Here is a 19,878-nt window from a genome sequence, read left to right on the forward strand (position 1 = left end):
TGAAAATAAATAAAGAAAAGTTTTTTGAAATTTAGAAACAAAAAAAAGAGAAGTAAACCATGTTATTTCTCTTTTATATTTCAAAAATATTGTGAAGTCTTAAAGCTAAATCTACATTAAAATTTATAAACGAATGCATTAATGTTCATTCCTGCGCCCACTGATGCAAACAAAACAATGTCATCTTTTTTGATGGAATGTGAAGGCAGTTCATTATTCAAAATCATTGTTAATAATGAAGGTATTGTTGCAACACTGCTGTTTCCGAGCTTACTGATTACCATCGGCATAATATCTGAAGGTGGAGGAGTGTCATATAATTGGTAGAATCGGTTGACAATTGCTTCATCCATCTTTTCGTTTGCCTGATGAATAATTATTTTATCAAGCTGATCTATCGAATAACCACTTTGATCGAGACATTTCTTCATCGCTTCCGGAACATTCACAAGGGCAAATTCGTAGATTTTTCTGCCATCCATTTTAATGTATCGTGTATCCTGACAATTATCGTTGTTATAAGATTTTCCAAAATTCAGGAAGTCTTTTTCTTTTAGGGTAAAAGAGGCTGAAACATGGGATTTTATTCCAGAATCATCATCATCTTCATTGGCTTCCAAAATTACGGCTCCAGCTCCGTCTGCATAGATCATACTGTCTCTATCGTGAGGATCTGTGACACGAGAAAGCGTTTCTGCACCAATAACCAAGCATCTTTTTGCGATACCTGATTTGATGAATGCATTAGCCTGAATCACTCCTTCAATCCAACCGGGGCATCCAAATAATAAATCATAACCAACGCAGAAGTTATTTTTGATCTGCAATAAATGTTTTACTCTTGAAGCAAGACTAGGAACAGCATCGGACTGTATTGTGCCAGATTTTATATCGCCAAAATTATGAGCGAAAATAATATAGTCTAAAGTTTCAGGATCGATTTTTGAGTTTTCTATTGCATTTTTAGCCGCAATAAATCCTAAATCAGAAGTTACCTGATCTTTGCTTGCATATCTTCTTTCCTCAATTCCGGTAATTTTTTTTAGCTTACTGGTAATCAATGAATTGTCGTCCTTTAAGTTTTCGCCCTGTTCATTAAGAAAAATATGCTTATCGAAAAACAGATTGGTAATGGTTTCTGATGGTATGTAGTTTCCTACCCCTATAATTTTACTTTTCATATTGCGGGAATCTCATTGCCGAGATTCAATAAAATATTATAAATTATTGATATTTTTTCAATAAAGGTAGTTTTTTTATAATGAAAAATATTGCAATCAATAATTTATTGCAAAGATTTAACATTCAATGCATATAAATGAATGCTGTAATAGTGTTATTCGGAATTTATAATTAATTGAATGAAAATAAATTAAGTATAAAAAAACGTAATACCAATTTTTGAATTACGTTTTAAAGTTTAAATATATAGTTGGATGAAAATTTGATTTTGAAAAATAAATTAATGATCTGAAGTGTAATTACATTAATTACTGAAAGTTTTTTTATTTACTTTTTTCTCTCTTACTTTAATAATAAAATCGGGAACAACTACCATTTCGCCGGCTTTTATATTAATATCAAAGCTTTTTGTCTCGCAATAGGTATTTGCAGGAAGGGTAGACTCGTCAATGATAATTGTATAATTACCAGTTGGCAAAAATGAGTTGAATTTTCCATCGTCGTCACTTCCGATTCTTTGAATGACATTGTTTTGCTTAATAATTTGAAACGCTACTGAAGATGCTCTGTGCTCGAAATCAACTGCAACTTTTGCATTATAGTCAAAAAATATTTTGCCCTGAAGTGTTCCGTTCTGATGAAGCGGAATGCTTAACGGATATGAATAAGAATCTAGATTAAAATCATACTCATCATAATACCAACCTTGCTGTATAAACTGTTTCAGCCTGTATTTTCCGAAAGGCACATTTTTATAAGTTGCTGTTCCGTCTGCATTGGTTTTAAGGGCTATATTATTGATATTAACGATATAATCGTTTGCCGTTTTTTCTCCTAGATCAAAGATATTGTTATTGTTTTCGTCATAAAATGCAAGTACCTGAATTTTTCCTTTTTTATCGGGATTTAATACTGTATTTCTTAAATTTAAAGTTAGGCCAAGCTCAAATGTCAGAATATTATTTGCTAAAACTCCTACCGAATAATTGTACCATGAAGAGTTTAAAAATATATTGAAATTTTTGCTGTTATACTTTGCATTTACAAACGCAGAAGGCGATTTTCCGTAGATAATATCATCTACATAAGATAATCCGGTACTCAGATTAAATTTGTCTTTGATGAAACTGTCGTTATAGAAAAGTGAAACTGTAAATTTTTTATAATCAGTATTTTCTGCTGCTAAATGTGAGAAAGCAAATTCAGATAAATAATAACTTCCGGATTGGTAAATTGCATTGATATTGAATTTTTTAAAACTGTAGTTTCCATTCAGTTTCATTTGAAATTTTTTGTCATCAGAAAGCGGATATTTTACAATTCCTGTTTCAAATGCAAATACTGCAGATTGTCTTGTTTTTAAATCTGACCATGAAATTTGTTCTACAATTCGGTGTGCTGTAAGGTCACGCAATTCGCTATTTTCCCAGGTTCCAAAGAAATTGTTGTAACTGTTCGAGTTTTCATTTTGGAACTGATAAAAAAGCCCAAAACTAATATTTTTTACTCTTGGAAACTTAGTTCCCACCTCAATTCTTGTGTTTTCAGAAACCTGTGGCCGGTCCAGAAAGTAATATTTTGGCGAAAAATTAGAGAATATAGCGTTACCGAAAAAGTTGTAATTTTTGTAATTCTTTGAAATAGTCTGCTGCAACTGTATACTTCCACGTCTGTTTCCAGGATAATATCCTGAACTGAAAAAGTAGTTTCCGTTAAGATTATAATCTTTAATAGCTCCAATATAATTAGATTCTGCAGAGAAGGATGGTTTTGTAAGATCCTGAGTTTCGTAAGAACTTAAACCTGCATTTACCTTTGCAATCATGCTCCATACTTCATCAAAGGCATAATTGGCTTCTGTTCCCAAAATACTGTGCTTACTTTTTTCAAAAGGATCGTAACGGTAAATATACGCTGCCGAAATATTTCTTGAGCTGTTGTTGGCGTTGAGTGTTCCTTTGGTGAAGAATCCGTAACCGTTTTTTAAAAAGCTGTTTTTTTCAATAAGATTAAAATTCTGATCAATAAATCCGACCTCCAATTTTTTGTTTTTTTCGAATGTATGGCTGTATTCTACACCTCTTCCCACCAAAGTCATTTCTAAAAGCTTATTAACGTTTCCAATGGTATATTGATCCTTACCTTGCTGAAGAACAATATTCGTATTGGTTACCAAAGGTTCTTGCTGGCTGTTGAGAAATGCAATATTCCCTCTCATATAAAGAAACCCGGAAGGCAAATTGAAACCACCCGAACCAATCAGTTGATACATGTCGATATTATCTCCTACCTTTCTGTAAGAAGCTGTAATCTGATTTTTTGTTTCCTCTGTAAAATTATTGAATTGCGGATCCTGATATTTTTGAACACTGGAAATATTCTGCACAAAAACAGTTGCTGAATTGAATATTTCTTTGTCGGGATTTCTAAAACCAGAGACATTTATCGAAAAATTTGATAATCTGGATAAACCTTTTGAAGGCTGATAAGTAAATATAAAAGTAGAATCTTTTTTTACATTGATTACAGCTTGTTGCTCTAAAAACTGATTTCCATTTTCAGGATCTGGAATTTTGCAAACCAAAGTAATATCCTGAGAAATATTTCCCGAATTGCTTACTCTTACTTTAACCGATATAGGTTCTTGGCTGGAAGATCTGTAAATAGGTGCATTTAATACAGATAAATTAAGGTCGTTATTAATCTCAATAATATGTTCTTTGATTCTTTCTGAAATTAAAATTCCAAGCTGATCGACTAACCTTACTTTTATAGGAGAAGATCCTGCTTTTGCATCAGATCCTACAATGATTCTTACAGGTAAATATTTTTTTTCGTTGGGCTTAAGTTCTATTAATGGTTCTTCACCAGAGATAATTTTAAATCCTTTCGGACATACAAACTGCAGTTTTCCGCTGAAATTATTAGAATTTAAGTTTTGAACAGCAACTACAAGATTTAAAAGTCTGGAACGTGATGACGAACTTTCTTGTTCTATTTCCATCGTTACATTTGATTCAGTTTTTTGCGCGTTTATATAAATACTACTGAACAAAACGATAAAAAGGGTGAACAAAAATCTTCTGCTTAAAAAAGGCATCTTTTAAATTTTATTGAGGAGTAATTTCGTACTGTAGCGTAGTAGAATACTCAGTAGGCTTAGCATTAATTAATTGCTCATCTTGTGGCAATGTAAAATATTTGATGTCGTAATTATAGATTGTCGTTTGAGATACATTTCCTTTGGCAAGAGTCTGGCTTGTGGTGCTTAATGTTATAGGAAAAATAGTTTGATTACTCTGCCCTAAAGGCTGCAAACTAAGATGTACTGCACTTACAGGAATAGAATAATTACCTACATTAGATAACAGATGACTTTGTAATGATTTTACTTTGATCTGAAAATTGGTATTTGTACTAATTTGCAATCCACTAGGATAGACAACACTCGTTCCATTGTTGTAGTCCTGCATGCTGTTAAATTCAAGCAAACCGTTTACAGCGTTCATGTTTACTTTTAAAGACATTTCCTGTGTTACAGGTGGCGTTCCCGATAAATCAGCAATATGAAATTCAAAAGTATGACTTACTTTTCCCATCACATTGTTGTATTGATCATAAGCTGTAAATTCTATAGGTGCTGCAAATCTTGTCCATGTAGGATATGATCCTAAATAAGCACCTCCCATTATGGTAATTCCAAATTTAAGCTGAAGATTATAGTAACCATTTGGTGTCGAAGGCATGTTGTATAACGGTGCATTTGATTGAGGAACCAGAAAAACCTCTGCATTTTCCTGTAAAAATACATTAGGTGGCACTCCTATTTGTGTGAGCGATGGAGTAGGATTAGGATCAGCTTGTCCTGTTGAAGAAATAGGCTGAAAAGATATTTTATTTCCAGGAATAGTATATTGACCGTTCGTAGAAGTAATTGGTTGTTTAAGTTTTGCAGAAAGCTTCCAATGAGGCATGTTTAAGTTGCCATTTGCCGCAAAAGTTACCGTATATGCATCCGGATTATTATTTCCATTATAGGAGTTTACCTGCATATAGCTGTTTGTCCATGAAGTAAATGAAACCTGTGCATTAACTATCATAGATATTGTGATGAATAGAGCGATAAATACTTTACTCATAGTTAAAATTTAGTTCTCCCATTTCTAATGTCTCGTTATCTCCATAATCAATCATAACCGACACATTATAAGAGCCTTTTTCTGTTAAATCTTGTACAGGAATACTTATTTTACGGATATTTCCAGGTAATGTATAAAAAACAATAGGGTCTATGGCAATTTTTTTACCAGTACCTGTATTGATGATATCTGTGATGATTTTTCCATCAGTCCAAATATCAGATTGATTTTGAAAGGTGATATTCAATAGCTTTTTCGAGCTGTCGAATTTCAAATCTTGAATTTCAATTTTTCTTTTTATTGGTTCTGGTGTTTTGTGGAATATTTTAATTCCTGAACGAATACTTACTTTTATTTTTGCTCCTTTATTGTCTACATCATCTACAGGGTTCATTTGGCTTACAAATAATACAGCAGTATGTGCCGAAAGCTTGTCCTGATTTACTGTAGGTGGAGTAAGGGTTACTTCAAGTTCCTTTCTTTCTCCGGGAGCCAGACTGAAGTAGTTATCGTTTTTCTTTATATTAACCCAGCTTGCACAAGAGTTTTTCAATGTGCCGGCTGCATACATTATGTTTTCACCTTTTTCATCATAATCCCAATCTCCCAAACTTACTGCAAGGTCTAATGTATTTTTTGCACTCACATTAGTAACTGTTATTTTTTGTGTGTTACTAGATCCTGCAGCAGACTCAAAATATACTCTCGGTGGAGAAACCGAAATACCTGTCTGTGCACTGATTTGTATCATCAGAAATAAGAAAAGTAAGGTGATTTTGTTCATTGATGGTGTTTTTAATTACATGAAAAGTGTCACAAATAAATTGTGACACTATAATATGCTATAGTTTATAGTTTGTTATTTACTAACAATCGTATAAGTTAATTTTGTTGTATAAAGAGTAGGATCTTGATTAGCAATATAGTTGTTTATGTAAGTATCTCCTCCAGCTCCTTTATATTCAATGTTAATCTTTTTGTTAACTCCACCATTCGTAGAAGTTACCAAAGTACTTTCGGTTGCAGCTAACTGCACGTTTTGAGAGTATTGAGCTCCATTAACAGCATCTGAACCAGCTGTAGCTGTTAATCTAATAGAGTTTGTTTGGATACTTTTTCCTCCATTCTGCATTGCAGCGTTTTCACTTTTTACTTTTACCTCAAAGCCTCCTGTACTGTAGATGTTTAAGTGATCTGGGTTTGTTGATTTTACACCATTTGCATAGTCATCTTTTGTTGCGTATTCTAAGTTAACTTCTTCTTGAGATTTGTTTACTACTAGCGTTTGAATTGGCTTTAATTTCACGTTTAATGTTACGTTTTGAGCGCTAGCTGTTGCGAAGGCAAACAATGTTGATGCCGCAAATAAAAATTGTTTCATATTATCAATCAGTTTTAATTAAGATAAGTTGTTATCTATTCTTTTCGGGTGCAAAGATATGGCTCATATAGAGATTGGGATTTGTAAAAACTTGCTTATTTTTTGCAAATTTTTACATAAATGAATTGAAATACAGCATTTTTTGCAAAAAAAAGCCTTGTTGATTAAAGTATTCAATTAAAATAATTAGCTGTAAGTGGCTCTGGGAGCTAATTGTAGCAAATTTTGCTTAAAAAAAAATAAGGTAACTGGGTTCATTGATTTTATTCAATAAATCCAGTTACCATTGAAAACTGATGATGAAAAGTTTATTAATATGATGAATGTATCGGTTGAAAAGAATAGATTATTATACTAATAAAAACTTTGTGATTTGGTGTTCTTTTTTTATTTTCTGATATAGATAATTTTTTGTTGTCTTTAATTATTACTGCAAATCTAGTCAGTATATATACGTAATGCAATTTACTGTGGGTTTGATTTAATAATTTTTACGTAATAATTTATAAATTTTTACGTAAAAATTTATTTTAAATATTTGATTATTAATTACTTGTATTTTTCTTGTTAAGAATTGTACATAGACAAAAAATGCCCTTGAAAATAGGGCAATATTTGGTGCGAAAATAAAATAATCGGGAGTTTTTAGGAAATTTAACCAATTAATTCTCTCATATCGGATGGTCTTTTTCCGCTGTGTTTTTTTACAAAATTAGTAAAGTTAGCTTCATCTTTAAATCCTAAGTCGAATGCAATTTCAGATAGAGTCTTGGGAGAAAACTTAATAGCCTTTTCACACTCGAATCTAACTTTTTCAATAATCATTTGCTTGGCAGATTTACCATAAACAAATTCTGTCATATCAGTTAGCTTTCGGCTAGAAACTCTTAATTCGTCTGCATAATGAGAAACTTTTTTTTCAATCTTATAATCTCTGTGAAGAATTACCGTAAAACGGTTGACTAAACTTACCGATTCCAAATGTTCTTTTGGGTCGTTTTTATGATCAATATGCAGATGGGCATCAAGTATTAAACTTTCAATGGCATTATGTGCTGCAGAAAAATAGATGTCTTTTTCATCAATAGCAGAAAATCTTTTAAGCCTTTCTATTAAGATGATTTTGTTGTAATCATTATTGCCAAAATATGGAGCAACAAAAATGTGAGATTTACTGTTGAAAAAAATGCCAGAATTAAGATATATACTGTCTTTTGATGTTTTGTCGAAAAATTCTTTAGTAAAAACAATCGCATAAATTTCTTTACCCAGTGCATTACCAAATTCTACTTTCTTTTGAGGACCAATAAAAACAGAATTTCCACCAGGAATATGATAAGGCTTATGCTCAACGGTGATGGTGAGATCTTCGGCAACCAAATAGATTGCAAAATATTCTAAAGTGTTAAATTTTCTTGAAAAATTATTGCGTTCTATTATGTCAGAAACGAGATTAATGCTGAAGCCGTTTTGTTTTAATTCATCGGATACTTGATACATTTTTGAAGTTTGTGTTTTGAGAATGGTTATATTCTTCAAAAATAGGCATTAATTGACGATAATTGTTACTTTATTTTAAGGTTTTGTTGTAATTTTTCAAGAAATGTTATAATGAGGTTTGATTATGCTATTTTTGTTTTGTTAAAAAATCGATTTATGCTGATTTAATCATATACATTACTATTCTCAATCTTTTAATTTCTTTACTGTTTATCGTCTTTCTTTATTCAAAATATTATATTATAAAGGATGATATGGTAATAAATTGGAAAATAAGTACAGAGAAATATGTAATTTTTGATGAAAATTGATTTTACACTTAAAATATTATCCGAAACAGCAGAATGACCTATTAAATTCATAATCAACGTATTTTTAAAATATCTACTTATGTTTTTCAGGTTTTGATATTATATTTTAGATTCTACATATCAAAAAATGCCTCTACAATTAGGCTGGAATGGTCTGAAACCATATATTTGCACCCTAAATTTTTATAGACATGAAAGAACTTATCGAAAAAATCAACGCAGAATTTGAAGCGTTCACAACTGAAGCTAACCAACAAGTTGAAAAAGGTAACAAAGCAGCTGGAACTAGAGCTCGTAAAGCAGCTCTTGAACTAAGCAAATTGTTCAAAGACTTCAGAAAAGTTTCTGTTGAAGAATCTAAAAAATAAAAAATAAGCCGGCTGATTCAGTCGGCTTATTTTTTTAGGCTAAAATTATATATTCTTACTTACTTTTGGCTTCGTATTCATTATCGCCAGATATGATGATGTAAATGCTGAAAGACTTTTGTACCCCACTTTATAAGCAACCTCGCTTAATGTAAACTGATGGGAGTTAATCAATTCTATACTTTTCAAGATTTTAATCAGCTGTGCGTATTTCTTTATGCTTATTCCGGTTTCTTGTTTGAAAATACGCTGAAGACTTCTTACAGAAAGATTTGCAGTTTCTGCTAATTCTTCAACACTGTAATCGTTTTTGAAATTTAAATTAATAAATTGGCAGACTTCAAGTAATCTTAAATCCGAAGGCAACGGAATTTGTAAAGCCGTATTTTCTTTGCAAAAATTGGGAAGGCTGATTAATAATGCATTCATGAAAGCTTCCTGTTCATGGTTTTCAGCAGTTTCTTTATTCCATTTTTTAGCATAAAAAATCATTTCTTTTAAAATCGGAGGTGCAGGAAAAACATGTGTTGTCTTGTAAAATTGTTTTTCCGGTATATTTTTAAATAAACTTACCATCAATTTTACAGTTTCTGCTTCTGAAGTTATTTTATGTTTTTGCAATGACGGGATCCAGATGACATGATTTTGCGGAACAAGATATACTTTATTGTCAATGTGAAAATATTGATAGCCTTCTTTCACAAAAGTAAGTTGTGCTCTCTGGTGAAGATGCTCGTCATCGTCATGTAGCCAATTTTCTTCGTACCAAATGTAAGCATCTTTCTGAATGGAATCATCCAAAAATCCGTTTTCATTTTCGATGAGACTACATTTTGAATTGGCGTTTTGCATAAAATTTTTGGCAAAATTAATAAAAATGACAGCATTAAATTTGCATTATCATAAATAATTTACATGAAAACACTCAATAGATTTTTAGCAGTTTTTATTTTAACAATAATTTCAAATGCAATGATGGCTCAAAATAACAAAACAAAAGTATTGGTACTGATCCATTCTGATAATGGCGGAACTTACGAATTGGCAAAACAGATCTCAAAAGGAATTGAAGCTAATGGAAATGTTCAAAGTATTATTAAACAGGTAAAATCATCCAATCATCCAAGTTTAAAAGATATTCCGGTGGCTTCTGTGGAGGAATTAAGTTCTTATGACGGAATTGCTTTTGGTTCACCCGTTTATTTTGGAAATATCAGTACAGGAATGAGTGAGTTTCTTTCTAAAACTGTCAATTTATGGACCAATCATGCATTGGAAGGAATGCCTGCAACAGTTTTTATGTCGGCTGGAAGCGGAGCTGGAAATGAATTGGCAGTTCAGGCTTTTTGGAACAGTCTTTCCGTTCACGGAATGGTTTTAGTGTCAAACGGAATTCGAGGTGTTGAGAAAATAGATAAAAATATTCCGCAAGGAAATACGGTTTTGGGTGTCACAAGTCTGGCTTCTGTAAAAAATGTAGACAGACCAAGTTCTGATGAAAAGCAAATTGCTTTTGAACAAGGGAAAAACTTTGCAAAAATTGTATTTGCTTTGAAAGGAACTTTTAACAAAAATTCTGAAATTAAAATTTCACAAAACAAAAGCATTGAAAAGGTTTTAGCCGAGAAAAATATTGTTCTTCCCAATGTTCCGAAGCCTGCCGGAAATTATCAGCCTTTTGTAAGATCTGGAAATCTGGTTTTCATCAATCAGGTGGCTCTGAAAGATGGAAAAATTTTGCATCCCGGAAAATTGGGTGTTTCTGTAGATGAAAATCAGGTAAAAGAAGCGACTAAACAAACAATGCTGAATGTTTTGGCAGTACTAAAAGATGCTGTTGATGGTGATTTAGATAAAGTAAAAAGGATAGTGCAACTTACCGGAATTTTCAACACAAAAGATGATTATACTAAACATGCAGATTTGATGAATGTTGCTTCAGATCTTGCGGTAGAAGTTTTTGGTGAAAAAGGAAAACATGCAAGAGCTACATTTGGAGCTTCTTCTGTTCCTGTAAATTCTTCTGTAGAAATTCAGGCAATTTTTGAAGTAGAATAGTTTTAAAATATCGTTAAAGAAATTTAAATATTCACAAATAATATTAAATATATCAAACCTTGTTGAAATGTATTCTCATTTGAATATATATTTGTTCCGCTAATAAACCATAGCGGAACTTTTTATGAAACACATTTCTTTTTTATTTGTTTTATTATCTGCATTTTTCTCAGCACAAAAATTACAGGTTGTAGATGCCGAAAACGGAAAACCAATTGCCAATGCCAGAATTATTTTATCAGATCAATTGGTTTATACTAATGAAGACGGTTTTGCTTCCGTTTCTAATGATTCTAAAAATTTTGAAATTTCAGCTTCGGGTTTTAAGAAAGAAAAATTTAAGAATTTCAATTCGGTCATTAAACTTAAACCTGCTTTTAAAGAGATTGAAGAAGTGAAAATTATTGCCGTAGATATTAAAAAGCTTTTTGAAGATGTTTTTAAAAATTATCACAAAAGATATTATGATGAACCGTCTGTTTACGATGTAGTGATGAAGCAGAAATTTTTTGATAATAAAAAACTGTACTTTATGGCTATTTCGGAAGCTAAATTTTGGAGTAAAAGTAATATGTATAATTTCAGAGATGGTTTTGATAAAAAATACGATGATATTCTTCAGTTGCAGCTTAATAATGTAAAATACCTAAAAAGAAATAATACCGACAGCGTATTCTTTGCCCAAACCGATGAAGTAAATCACGATAATATGGGGATTTATTTCTTTAATTATGAGCTAAACAGGAATATCCGAAATATTAAATTTCACAATTCGAAGTATTCCGGAACATTAATTTCAGAAGAAGACGGTGAGCAATTCATTAGTTTTAAAATTAAGACAGAAAGGGGAACTAATATTGAGGGTAATATTAAGTATAATAAAGCCGATAAAGTGATTACTTTTTTTGAAGCTAATTATTCTATGGATGATCTACCGACTGAGAAGAAGGTTTCAACGGATGGAAGAGAGTTTAATTATAAGTACGGACAAGCCACTTTAACCTACGATTTTTACAAAAAAGACGGAGTATATGTTCCTGCATTGAGCAAATTTGAAAGTGATAATTACGTGATGTTTTACAAAGATGAAACGCATGTGAAAAGATCAATTCGGGAAGTTGTTTACAATACATTCGCAAAATCAGACAAAAAAGGTTTAGATCCAAAAGTTGATTTTAACAAAAATATTTGGCTCAACATACCTGTAAAAGATGACAAAGAATCTACTGTTTTGCTTTCTGAAGAAGAGCAGGAATTTATCAATAAGAAATAATTTACCATGAAAAATATACTTTTAACAACAGTTTTTCTGGCTTGTTTTGCCGGAAAAGCGCAGACTCACCGTTTTATTTATGATGTAGAATACAAAAAAGATTCTACACAAAATGTCACCACTAAAGAAAATTATCATCTCGATATTGAGCCTAAAATCGTAAAATATTATCCACGTGATTTCTATATTGGTGATTCTTTAGTGACAAACAATCTTCCCATTACGGATGGTTCAAAATTTAATACGTCGCATATTATTACTCACAAATCTGGTTCTACAGACTATGATTATTATGACGTTTTGGAAAATGTTGTTTTGAAACTTTCATCTAAGAACACCCAAAACTGGAAGCTTACTAATGAAAAAAAGAAAGTGAAAGATTTGAATATGCAAAAAGCGACAACAAATTGGGGTGGAAGAAACTGGACGGCGTGGTTTACCACAGATATTCCTTTCCAGGAAGGCCCTTACAAATTTCATGGACTTCCCGGTTTAATAACAGAATTGTACGATGATAAAAACAATTACAAATTTGAATTGGTAAAAACTCAGAAGATCGCTGATCCTAAAGGAAATATGTACATCGATTATATGTTGGGAAGCAGTGTTGCTGTAGATGATACAAAGTATAAAGATTCTAAGTTGAAATATTACGATTCGCCCGTTAATTATCTAAGAAATGCAACACAACAAACCCGTTCAAATGAAGAGTTTTTTCTAAACGATGGAACTAAGGTCGGACAAAACAATTCTCGTGAAGTCAATGAAAGATTAAAGGAAAAAATCAGAAAATATAATAATCCGATAGAATTAGATAAGGCGATAAAATATTCATTGTAAATTAGAAATTAGAAATTAGAAATTAGAAATTAGAATTTTTTGCCCTAAATTCTAAGAATGGAACTTGTAATTTTAGATCTGTGCAAATCTGTGTGATCTGTGTGAGAAAAGATCATTTCCCCTAATCATGAAGGTTTGCATAGATTTTTTATTTTTAATAGAGGATGTAAGAATTTTAATTTTCGTTAAATAGCTTTATCTTTATGCCAATCAATAAAAGTATGAAGATAAACACCTTTTTTGCATTTCCTGCAGTAGTTTTGGCGAGCCAATTTGTCAATGCACAATCAACTACACAGAAATTAAATCCCATTGTTGAAAATTTTGTAAACGAAACCAATAATCATTCTCAGTTAGAAGATATGGCGTTCGAGCTATTAGATGGCATCGGACCGCGTTTAGTAGGAACTCCGGAAATGCAGAGATCTAATGAATGGACTGCCAATAAATTAAAATCTTGGGGTATTGATGCCAATTTACAGCAATTCGGAACCTGGAAAGGTTGGCAAAGAGGAACTACGCATGTCGATATGGTGTATCCACGTGTAAAATCCCTTTCTGCAACACAATTAGCTTGGAGTCCTTCAACGAAAAAAGCAGTTGAGGCAGAAGTAATTGTTTTACCTAAAGTTTCTTCTAAAGCGGAATTTGATCAATGGCTTCCTTCTGCAAAAGGGAAAATAGTTTTGATGGCTCAATATCAGAAAATCGGTCGTTCAGATGAGCAGATCAAAGAATTTGCAACTCCTGAATTATACGAAAAACTGAAAGCTGAAAAAGAGCAGGCTTCAAAAGATTTCCGTGATTATGTGAAAAATATCGGTTATGATAATAATACACTTCCTGAAGCTTTAGAAAAAGCTGGAGCAGCCGGAATTGCAATTTCAAACTGGACGGGAATTATGGGTGCAAACCGTATCTTCGGAGCTAAAACTTCAAAAATCCCAATGTTTGATATCGACATAGAAGATTATGGAATGTTGTACAGAATGGCTGAAAAAGGAAGCAAACCAAGAATTAAAATTGATGCACAATCAAAAATTCTTCCTGATGCAAAAACATTCAACACCATTGGAATGATTAAAGGTTCAGAAAAACCTAATGAATATGTGATCCTTTCTGCCCATTTAGATTCTTGGGACGGTGCTCAAGGTGCTACAGATAACGGAACAGGTGTTTTAACGATGCTTGAAACGATGAGAATCCTTAAAAAATATTATCCCAATCCTAAAAGAACCATTGTTGTCGGACTTTGGGGAAGTGAGGAGCAAGGTTTGAACGGATCAAGAGGTTTTGTTGCCGATAATCCTGAAATTATTAAAGGAACTCAGGCAGTTTTTAACCAAGATAACGGAACCGGAAGAGTTGTAAATATTGCAGGACAAGGTTTTGTAAAGTCGTATGATTATATCGGGAAATGGCTAAATGCGGTTCCAAAAAATGTGAGAGATCACATCAAAACAGATTTCCCGGGAATGCCGGGTGGAGGAGGATCGGATCATGCTTCATTTGTTGCAGCTGGAGTTCCCGGATTTTCTTTAAGTTCGCTAAACTGGGGATATTTCGGTTACACATGGCACACTACAAAAGATACTTATGATAAAATTGTTTTTGATGAAGTAAAAAATAATGTGATCCTTACTGCAACGTTAGCGTATATGGCATCCGAAGATCCTGAATTTACAAGCAGAGAGCGCAGAACAATGCCTGAAAATGATAAAGGCGAAGTAGCAAAATGGCCGGAAGTGAAAGAGCCAAGAAGAGATTCTAAAGATTACAAATAAATAGCACTATATGAAACGAATAATTACCGCACTTACCTTTTGTTTAGTAATAGCAAATAATTTTGCCTTTTCCCAGACTACAGAAGAAATTAAGGCAAAAGAAATCATTGAAAAAACAATTAATAGTAGAGGAGGGAAAGAGCTTTTAAGTAATATAAAAACTCTTTATACTAAATCTTCTACTGTAATGGATGGAAGAGATGTAAGTTATATTACTAAAGAAATGGCGCCTAATTTAGGTAGCTTTGAAATAGAATATCAAGGAAGAATTGTTTACAGATCTTGGTTTGATGGAAAAACAGGGTACGAAACCGTAAAAGGACAGAAGCAAATTGCTGATCAGGATGAGTTTAAGGATAAACATGATAGAAAATACATAATGAATGAAATAGCCTACCTTGATCCTCAATTATTTAAAGTGAAATTTATTAAAACAGATACTGATCAAAAGCTCCACGAAGTAGAGGCAATAGCAACGGACGGTAGTATTACCAAGCTATTTTATGATACAGAAAGTTTCTTGTTGAAGAAGGAAGAGAAAATGAATCCCAATAAAGATTCTTTCTCCACTATTTTATGTACAGACTATAAAAAGTTTGGTGATCTTACTTATTGTTCAAAAAATATATTCAAATCTGAGAATGGTGATCAAGTCGTTACCTTATTAGATTTAAAGTATAATAAGGACATTAAAAAATCAGATTTTAAATATTAAATCTAAAACTATCATTTAAGTAATAAATTCTTTCTGAAAGAAAAAAAATCGGGTTGAGATCATATCTTAACCCGATTTTGTTTATTTAAAAATGAAAAAATTATTTTACACGAACAAAAACCTGATCATCAAAATCCGGATACGTTCTAATGAGTGTATCTTGTTTTTTAAAACCAATAAAATTCTTATTTAAAGTGGTATTCTCGTATAGAAATTCTTTAAAGGGAAATATATTGTATTCGTCAGATTCTACAAATTTATAGTTGAACTGTTTATTGCTAATTTCACGTTCACGTTGCATTTTTTGAGGTTCAGAAATCGTAACGGTATATCTGTCTTCAATTATCTTATTTTCATGGGTTTTCTGTTTTATCTCTAATGTTATATTCAAAGAATCATTAGTCTTCCAGGTACCGATAAAATCTTTACCGTTATTTGTTTTAGATGATGGTTTACAGCTTATAATAAGTGCAAAAAAGAATAAGTATAGATATTTCATTAATCTAATGTTTTATGATTGAGAAGTTTTCTGATTTCCGGAATTTGATTTTCTTTTACAATATAAGTTTTACATAATTTATTGTTTATGTGCATACTTAAATCTGTTCTAAAAAATGTCTGAGTTCCAAATGCTACATTTTTGATTGTGTACTCTGAAAAGGAAGGGTAGAAGTTTGATAAACACAAAAAATTTCTTTTTAAAGATTTAACAAAATCAGGAAAGTTTCCAAAATCATCGATAACTACCATTTTGAAAATTTTTTTTCCTAAAGTTGTTCCCCAAAGAGTTTCTGTAATACTTCCAATAATTATTACAGATGGTATTGAAAACAAAAAAGAGAAAAAAGGATTTTGTTTAAAAATAAAAAGAAAAATCAAAAATAAAGGGAGCATATCAATTACTTTTGCCCATTCTCTTTGTCTATCACTACGTGGGAAATCAGCTTTGTATGGTAAATAATATTCAAATTCATCATAAATACGTCTGCCTTCCGAATCAAAATTCCGTGTAGCTCTGCGAGTTGTTTTTCTTTCCTTAAGTTCTGATATTTTTTTCATCGATAATCAAAATTAAATATTTTTCATAAATTATCAATAGAGTTTGAATTAAAAATATTCAATAGAGCTATCATTTTAAAACTAAAAAAGCAAGAACAGAAATGCTCTTGCTTTACTATTTATCTCCGCTCATCAAAGTTAATAAGGTTTAAATACAAAATTCCAGATCTGAAAATTTTGAAACGGAAGGTTTGTACTTCGAAATATTCAATGTTCCAAAACCATATTCACAGAAAATAAATGATAAATGGTTTGCTTTCGCAGAATCATAATCTGTCTGTGTATCGCCTATGTAGACTGAATTTTCATGGCTTAAATGATTTCTTTCCATGAGCAGTTTTATGTTTTCAGCTTTCGGTTTTTTAGTACGTCCATGAGATTCAATGTCTGTAAACAGATCATTAAATTGATAGTATTCTAAAAATGCTTCAATATAGCCGTCCTGACAATTGCTCACAATGAAAAGATCGTATGTTTTTTTCAAATTCGCCAGAGTTTCTGCAACTCCTTCATAAAGAATACCGCCATGAGCGCGCAAAACCTTATTTTCTTTTTTTACAATTTCCACAAGAATCTCCTGCACCTGTTGATCTGAAATTCCGGGAATGATATCTTTTAAAATATCATCAAATAGCAGTCCCATATATTGATCCATATCTTCGGGTTTCAATTCTCTTTGTAATAGTTGACGTTGGGTTAAAACCTCATTCCAGATTTTGATGATGGTCGCTCTGGGATCCCAAAGTGTTCCGTCTAAATCGAAAATTAAATTTTTTTTATTCAAAATGTATTGTTATTTAGGTTGATTTATTTGATTGAAGAGCTTTATTTACAAAACCATACTCAGCTGAATCCTCTTCCTCGCTTCATCCACTTCAGTTACTCTTACCTGAACATGTTGATGTAATTTCACCACCTCATTGACATCAGAAACGAAACCGTCTTTCAATTGAGAAATATGTACCAATCCGCTTTCTTTAATTCCTAAATCTACAAAACACCCGAAAGCAGTAATATTATTCACGATTCCCGGAAGAATCATTCCTGTTTTTAAGTCGGTGATCTTTTTTACATTTGGATCAAATTCAAAAACTTTTGCAGATTTTCTCGGATCTAATCCGGGTTTTTCAAGTTCTTTTAAAATATCTTTTATGCCTAGAATTCCGATGTCTTCAGTAGTATATTTTTCAGGTTGAATTAAATTGATTTTCTCTTTATTGGCAACTAATTCATTGGTTTTAATGCCTAAATCTTTCGCCATTTTTTCGATAATTCCATACGCTTCAGGGTGTACTGCTGAATTGTCTAAAGGATTTTCTCCATTGGTGATCCTAATGAAAGCTGCAGCCTGTTGGAAAGCTTTTTCACCCAATCTTGGAACTTTTTTCAGTTGCTTTCTGTTTTCGAAAGCTCCGTTTTCAGCACGGTAATTTACAATGTTTTCTGCCATTTTTTCGCCAATTCCGGAAACATAGCTTAAGAGTGATTTGCTTGCCGTATTTAAATTAATTCCGATGGAGTTTACGCATTTCATTACCGTTGAGTCGAGTTCGTTTTTCAATTGAGTTTGGTCTACATCGTGCTGATATTGACCGACACCAATTGATTTAGCATCGATTTTTACCAATTCAGCCAACGGATCAGAAAGTCTTCGTCCGATAGAAACTGCGCCACGAACGGTCACATCAAAGCTTGGGAATTCATCTCTTGCAATTTTACTTGCCGAATAAACAGAAGCTCCGGCTTCCGATACCACAAAAACCTGTAAAGGCTTATCAAAAGCAATTTTTTTAATGAAAAATTCAGTTTCACGACTTGCGGTTCCGTTTCCGATAGAAATTGCCTGAATATTATAAGCATTGACCATCGAGCGGATTTTCTTCATCGCCATTCCGCTTTCATTTTGCGGAGCGTGCGGATAAATCGTTTCGTTGTGTAATAAATCTCCTTTTTCATCTAAACAAACCACTTTACAACCACTTTTAAAACCTGGATCGATCGCTAAAATTCTCTTTTCTCCTAAAGGCGGAGCTAATAAAAGCTGACTTAAGTTTTCAGAAAATATTTCGATGGCTTTTTTATCGGCTTTTTCTTTTGCTTCCTGAAGCGTTTCGTTGGAGATTGCAGGTTCCAAAAGTCTTTTGTAAGAATCTTTGATAGCTAAAGCAATTTGTTCAGCGCTTTCGGTTTTAGATTTAATAATCGCATTTTCTATAAAATCTAAAGCTTCTTCTTTATCGATTTCAATATTTATTTTCACAAAACCTTCAGTTTCCGCTCTGAGCATTGCCAAAAGTCTGTGAGAAGGAGTTCGGTTAAGGCTTTCTTCCCATTCAAAATATTGTGAAAATTTTTGGGCATCTTCCTCATCTTTTTTTGCTTTTACAACTTTGGACGTAATTACGGCTTTTCGCTGAAAAAGACGGCGCAGATTTTTTCGGACATACATATTTTCATTAATCCATTCTGCCATGATATCTCTTGCACCTTGCAGAGCTTCTTCTTCAGACGAAACCAGATCATTCAGATATTTTGAAGCCAAAAACTGAATATCCTGAGCTTTTTGACTCATAATAATTTTGGCTAAAGGCTCAAGACCTTTTTCTTTGGCAGCATCTGCTTTGGTTTTTCTGCGTTTTTTGAAAGGTAAATATAAATCTTCCAATTCCTGAATGTCAAAACTTTCTTCGATTCGCTGTTTCAATTCAGGATTTAAAGCATCTTGTTCTTCTATTGATTTTAAAATACTTTCTTTACGTTTTACAATCTCTTCAAACTGTTTGTTGAGTTTTGAGATTTGCTCAATTTGTGTTTCATCAAGATTTCCTGTAGCATCTTTTCGATAACGAGAAATAAATGGAATTGTGCAGTCTTCAGATAATAATTTTAAAGTGGCATTTATGCTTTTATCAGATAGGTTGAGTTTTTTATGTATAAATTCTGTTGCGTTCATTCTGCATTTTTAGAATGGCTAAAATACTGACTTTTTTAGAGGAATAAAATATCTGTGAATGGCAATTTACACTTTGTAAGATTTATCTGATTAATATATTTAATGAGTTTGAAAATAAGATAAAAATATTAATTCATTGAAAAAGATAAATAATCTACATTTTTAGTAGAATATACAATTGTTTTAGATAATTATGTTGTGTTATAAATAAAAATACTATATTTGTGAATTGTCACAAAATAGCATGCCTATGAGGAAATTTTCTACTTCTTCTATTTTTTTTGTATCTACAAATTCAGATGTTTCTCTAATCCA

At 32.0% G+C, this 19,878-nt stretch carries 17 protein-coding genes; 6 read left to right on the forward strand and 11 right to left on the reverse strand.

Annotated features, from left to right (window positions below; all coding sequences use genetic code 11):
* Nucleotides 1-116: 116 nt before the first annotated feature.
* The 6 genes from OEW74_RS10770 to OEW74_RS10795 all read right to left on the reverse strand — a co-directional run bounded on the left by OEW74_RS10770 (nt 117) and on the right by OEW74_RS10795 (nt 8,202).
* The gene (locus tag OEW74_RS10770) at nt 117-1,181 is read right to left on the reverse strand and encodes a 3-oxoacyl-ACP synthase III family protein (protein ID WP_265428491.1); all 1,065 of its coding nucleotides are present in this window, start codon (nt 1,179-1,181) and stop codon (nt 117-119) included.
* Between the two features lie 305 nt (nt 1,182-1,486).
* On the reverse strand, nt 1,487-4,186 hold the full coding sequence (locus OEW74_RS10775; protein WP_265428492.1) for a hypothetical protein: 2,700 nt from the start codon (nt 4,184-4,186) through the stop codon (nt 1,487-1,489).
* Between the two features lie 106 nt (nt 4,187-4,292).
* The gene (locus OEW74_RS10780) at nt 4,293-5,321 is read right to left on the reverse strand and encodes a hypothetical protein (RefSeq protein WP_265428493.1); all 1,029 of its coding nucleotides are present in this window, start codon (nt 5,319-5,321) and stop codon (nt 4,293-4,295) included.
* On the reverse strand, nt 5,314-6,105 hold the full coding sequence (locus OEW74_RS10785; protein WP_265428494.1) for a molecular chaperone: 792 nt from the start codon (nt 6,103-6,105) through the stop codon (nt 5,314-5,316). Before OEW74_RS10785 ends, OEW74_RS10780 begins: the two co-directional genes overlap by 8 nt.
* A 75-nt stretch (nt 6,106-6,180) precedes the next feature.
* Nucleotides 6,181-6,702 carry a hypothetical protein gene (locus OEW74_RS10790; RefSeq protein ID WP_265428495.1) on the reverse strand — a complete coding sequence of 174 codons (522 nt, stop codon included), beginning with the start codon at nt 6,700-6,702 and terminating at the stop codon, nt 6,181-6,183.
* Between the two features lie 654 nt (nt 6,703-7,356).
* Nucleotides 7,357-8,202 carry an AraC family transcriptional regulator gene (locus OEW74_RS10795; RefSeq protein WP_265428496.1) on the reverse strand — a complete coding sequence of 282 codons (846 nt, stop codon included), beginning with the start codon at nt 8,200-8,202 and terminating at the stop codon, nt 7,357-7,359.
* Between the two features lie 502 nt (nt 8,203-8,704).
* Between OEW74_RS10795 and OEW74_RS10800 the strand changes: the two genes are divergently transcribed.
* Nucleotides 8,705-8,881 (forward strand): histone H1, encoded by a 177-nt coding sequence (locus tag OEW74_RS10800; protein ID WP_034678341.1) that lies wholly within the window; start codon nt 8,705-8,707, stop codon nt 8,879-8,881.
* 45 nt (nt 8,882-8,926) lie between these two features.
* Here OEW74_RS10800 and OEW74_RS10805 read toward each other — a convergent pair whose 3' ends face one another.
* Nucleotides 8,927-9,733, reverse strand: coding sequence for an AraC family transcriptional regulator (locus OEW74_RS10805; RefSeq protein WP_265428498.1), 807 nt, complete (start codon nt 9,731-9,733; stop codon nt 8,927-8,929).
* Between the two features lie 63 nt (nt 9,734-9,796).
* On the opposite strand from OEW74_RS10805, the gene OEW74_RS10810 reads away from it, so the two are divergent.
* The 5 genes from OEW74_RS10810 (at nt 9,797) to OEW74_RS10830 (ending at nt 15,551) form a co-directional block, all read left to right on the forward strand.
* Nucleotides 9,797-10,939 (forward strand): Atu1372/SO_1960 family protein, encoded by a 1,143-nt coding sequence (locus tag OEW74_RS10810; RefSeq protein ID WP_265428499.1) that lies wholly within the window; start codon nt 9,797-9,799, stop codon nt 10,937-10,939.
* Nucleotides 10,940-11,063: 124 nt separating this feature from the next.
* Nucleotides 11,064-12,212 (forward strand): carboxypeptidase-like regulatory domain-containing protein, encoded by a 1,149-nt coding sequence (locus tag OEW74_RS10815; RefSeq protein ID WP_265428500.1) that lies wholly within the window; start codon nt 11,064-11,066, stop codon nt 12,210-12,212.
* Nucleotides 12,213-12,218: 6 nt separating this feature from the next.
* Nucleotides 12,219-13,052 (forward strand): GLPGLI family protein, encoded by an 834-nt coding sequence (locus tag OEW74_RS10820; RefSeq protein WP_265428501.1) that lies wholly within the window; start codon nt 12,219-12,221, stop codon nt 13,050-13,052.
* 221 nt (nt 13,053-13,273) lie between these two features.
* Nucleotides 13,274-14,836 carry a M20/M25/M40 family metallo-hydrolase gene (locus OEW74_RS10825; RefSeq protein WP_265428502.1) on the forward strand — a complete coding sequence of 521 codons (1,563 nt, stop codon included), beginning with the start codon at nt 13,274-13,276 and terminating at the stop codon, nt 14,834-14,836.
* Nucleotides 14,837-14,846: 10 nt separating this feature from the next.
* Nucleotides 14,847-15,551, forward strand: a complete 705-nt coding sequence (locus OEW74_RS10830) for a hypothetical protein (protein ID WP_265428503.1) — start codon at nt 14,847-14,849, stop codon at nt 15,549-15,551.
* Nucleotides 15,552-15,651: 100 nt separating this feature from the next.
* Here the strand turns inward: OEW74_RS10830 and OEW74_RS10835 are convergent, their stop codons facing one another.
* From OEW74_RS10835 to OEW74_RS10850, 4 genes are all read right to left on the reverse strand, one after another.
* On the reverse strand, nt 15,652-16,050 hold the full coding sequence (locus OEW74_RS10835; protein WP_265428504.1) for a hypothetical protein: 399 nt from the start codon (nt 16,048-16,050) through the stop codon (nt 15,652-15,654).
* Nucleotides 16,050-16,610, reverse strand: coding sequence for an RDD family protein (locus tag OEW74_RS10840; protein WP_265428506.1), 561 nt, complete (start codon nt 16,608-16,610; stop codon nt 16,050-16,052). Before OEW74_RS10840 ends, OEW74_RS10835 begins: the two co-directional genes overlap by 1 nt.
* A gap of 148 nt (nt 16,611-16,758) precedes the next feature.
* Nucleotides 16,759-17,394, reverse strand: coding sequence for an HAD family hydrolase (locus OEW74_RS10845; RefSeq protein WP_265428507.1), 636 nt, complete (start codon nt 17,392-17,394; stop codon nt 16,759-16,761).
* A 45-nt stretch (nt 17,395-17,439) separates the two neighbouring features.
* The gene (locus OEW74_RS10850; protein ID WP_265428508.1) at nt 17,440-19,563 is read right to left on the reverse strand and encodes a Tex family protein; all 2,124 of its coding nucleotides are present in this window, start codon (nt 19,561-19,563) and stop codon (nt 17,440-17,442) included.
* Between the last annotated feature and the right edge of the window lie 315 nt (nt 19,564-19,878).

The organism is Chryseobacterium sp. YIM B08800, from assembly GCF_026163565.1.
Classification (GTDB): domain Bacteria; phylum Bacteroidota; class Bacteroidia; order Flavobacteriales; family Weeksellaceae; genus Chryseobacterium.

Excerpts from the sequence above, each read along its gene's own strand:
- OEW74_RS10770 (WP_265428491.1), bottom strand. The coding sequence starts at position 1,181 with ATGAAAAGTAAAATTATAGGGGTAGGAAACTACATACCATCAGAAACC.
- OEW74_RS10775 (WP_265428492.1), bottom strand. The coding sequence starts at position 4,186 with ATGGAAATAGAACAAGAAAGTTCGTCATCACGTTCCAGACTTTTAAAT.
- OEW74_RS10780 (WP_265428493.1), bottom strand. The coding sequence starts at position 5,321 with ATGAGTAAAGTATTTATCGCTCTATTCATCACAATATCTATGATAGTT.
- OEW74_RS10785 (WP_265428494.1), bottom strand. The coding sequence starts at position 6,105 with ATGAACAAAATCACCTTACTTTTCTTATTTCTGATGATACAAATCAGT.
- OEW74_RS10790 (WP_265428495.1), bottom strand. The coding sequence starts at position 6,702 with ATGAAACAATTTTTATTTGCGGCATCAACATTGTTTGCCTTCGCAACA.
- OEW74_RS10795 (WP_265428496.1), bottom strand. The coding sequence starts at position 8,202 with ATGTATCAAGTATCCGATGAATTAAAACAAAACGGCTTCAGCATTAAT.
- OEW74_RS10800 (WP_034678341.1), top strand. The coding sequence starts at position 8,705 with ATGAAAGAACTTATCGAAAAAATCAACGCAGAATTTGAAGCGTTCACA.
- OEW74_RS10805 (WP_265428498.1), bottom strand. The coding sequence starts at position 9,733 with ATGCAAAACGCCAATTCAAAATGTAGTCTCATCGAAAATGAAAACGGA.
- OEW74_RS10810 (WP_265428499.1), top strand. The coding sequence starts at position 9,797 with ATGAAAACACTCAATAGATTTTTAGCAGTTTTTATTTTAACAATAATT.
- OEW74_RS10815 (WP_265428500.1), top strand. The coding sequence starts at position 11,064 with ATGAAACACATTTCTTTTTTATTTGTTTTATTATCTGCATTTTTCTCA.
- OEW74_RS10820 (WP_265428501.1), top strand. The coding sequence starts at position 12,219 with ATGAAAAATATACTTTTAACAACAGTTTTTCTGGCTTGTTTTGCCGGA.
- OEW74_RS10825 (WP_265428502.1), top strand. The coding sequence starts at position 13,274 with ATGAAGATAAACACCTTTTTTGCATTTCCTGCAGTAGTTTTGGCGAGC.
- OEW74_RS10830 (WP_265428503.1), top strand. The coding sequence starts at position 14,847 with ATGAAACGAATAATTACCGCACTTACCTTTTGTTTAGTAATAGCAAAT.
- OEW74_RS10835 (WP_265428504.1), bottom strand. The coding sequence starts at position 16,050 with ATGAAATATCTATACTTATTCTTTTTTGCACTTATTATAAGCTGTAAA.
- OEW74_RS10840 (WP_265428506.1), bottom strand. The coding sequence starts at position 16,610 with ATGAAAAAAATATCAGAACTTAAGGAAAGAAAAACAACTCGCAGAGCT.
- OEW74_RS10850 (WP_265428508.1), bottom strand. The coding sequence starts at position 19,563 with ATGAACGCAACAGAATTTATACATAAAAAACTCAACCTATCTGATAAA.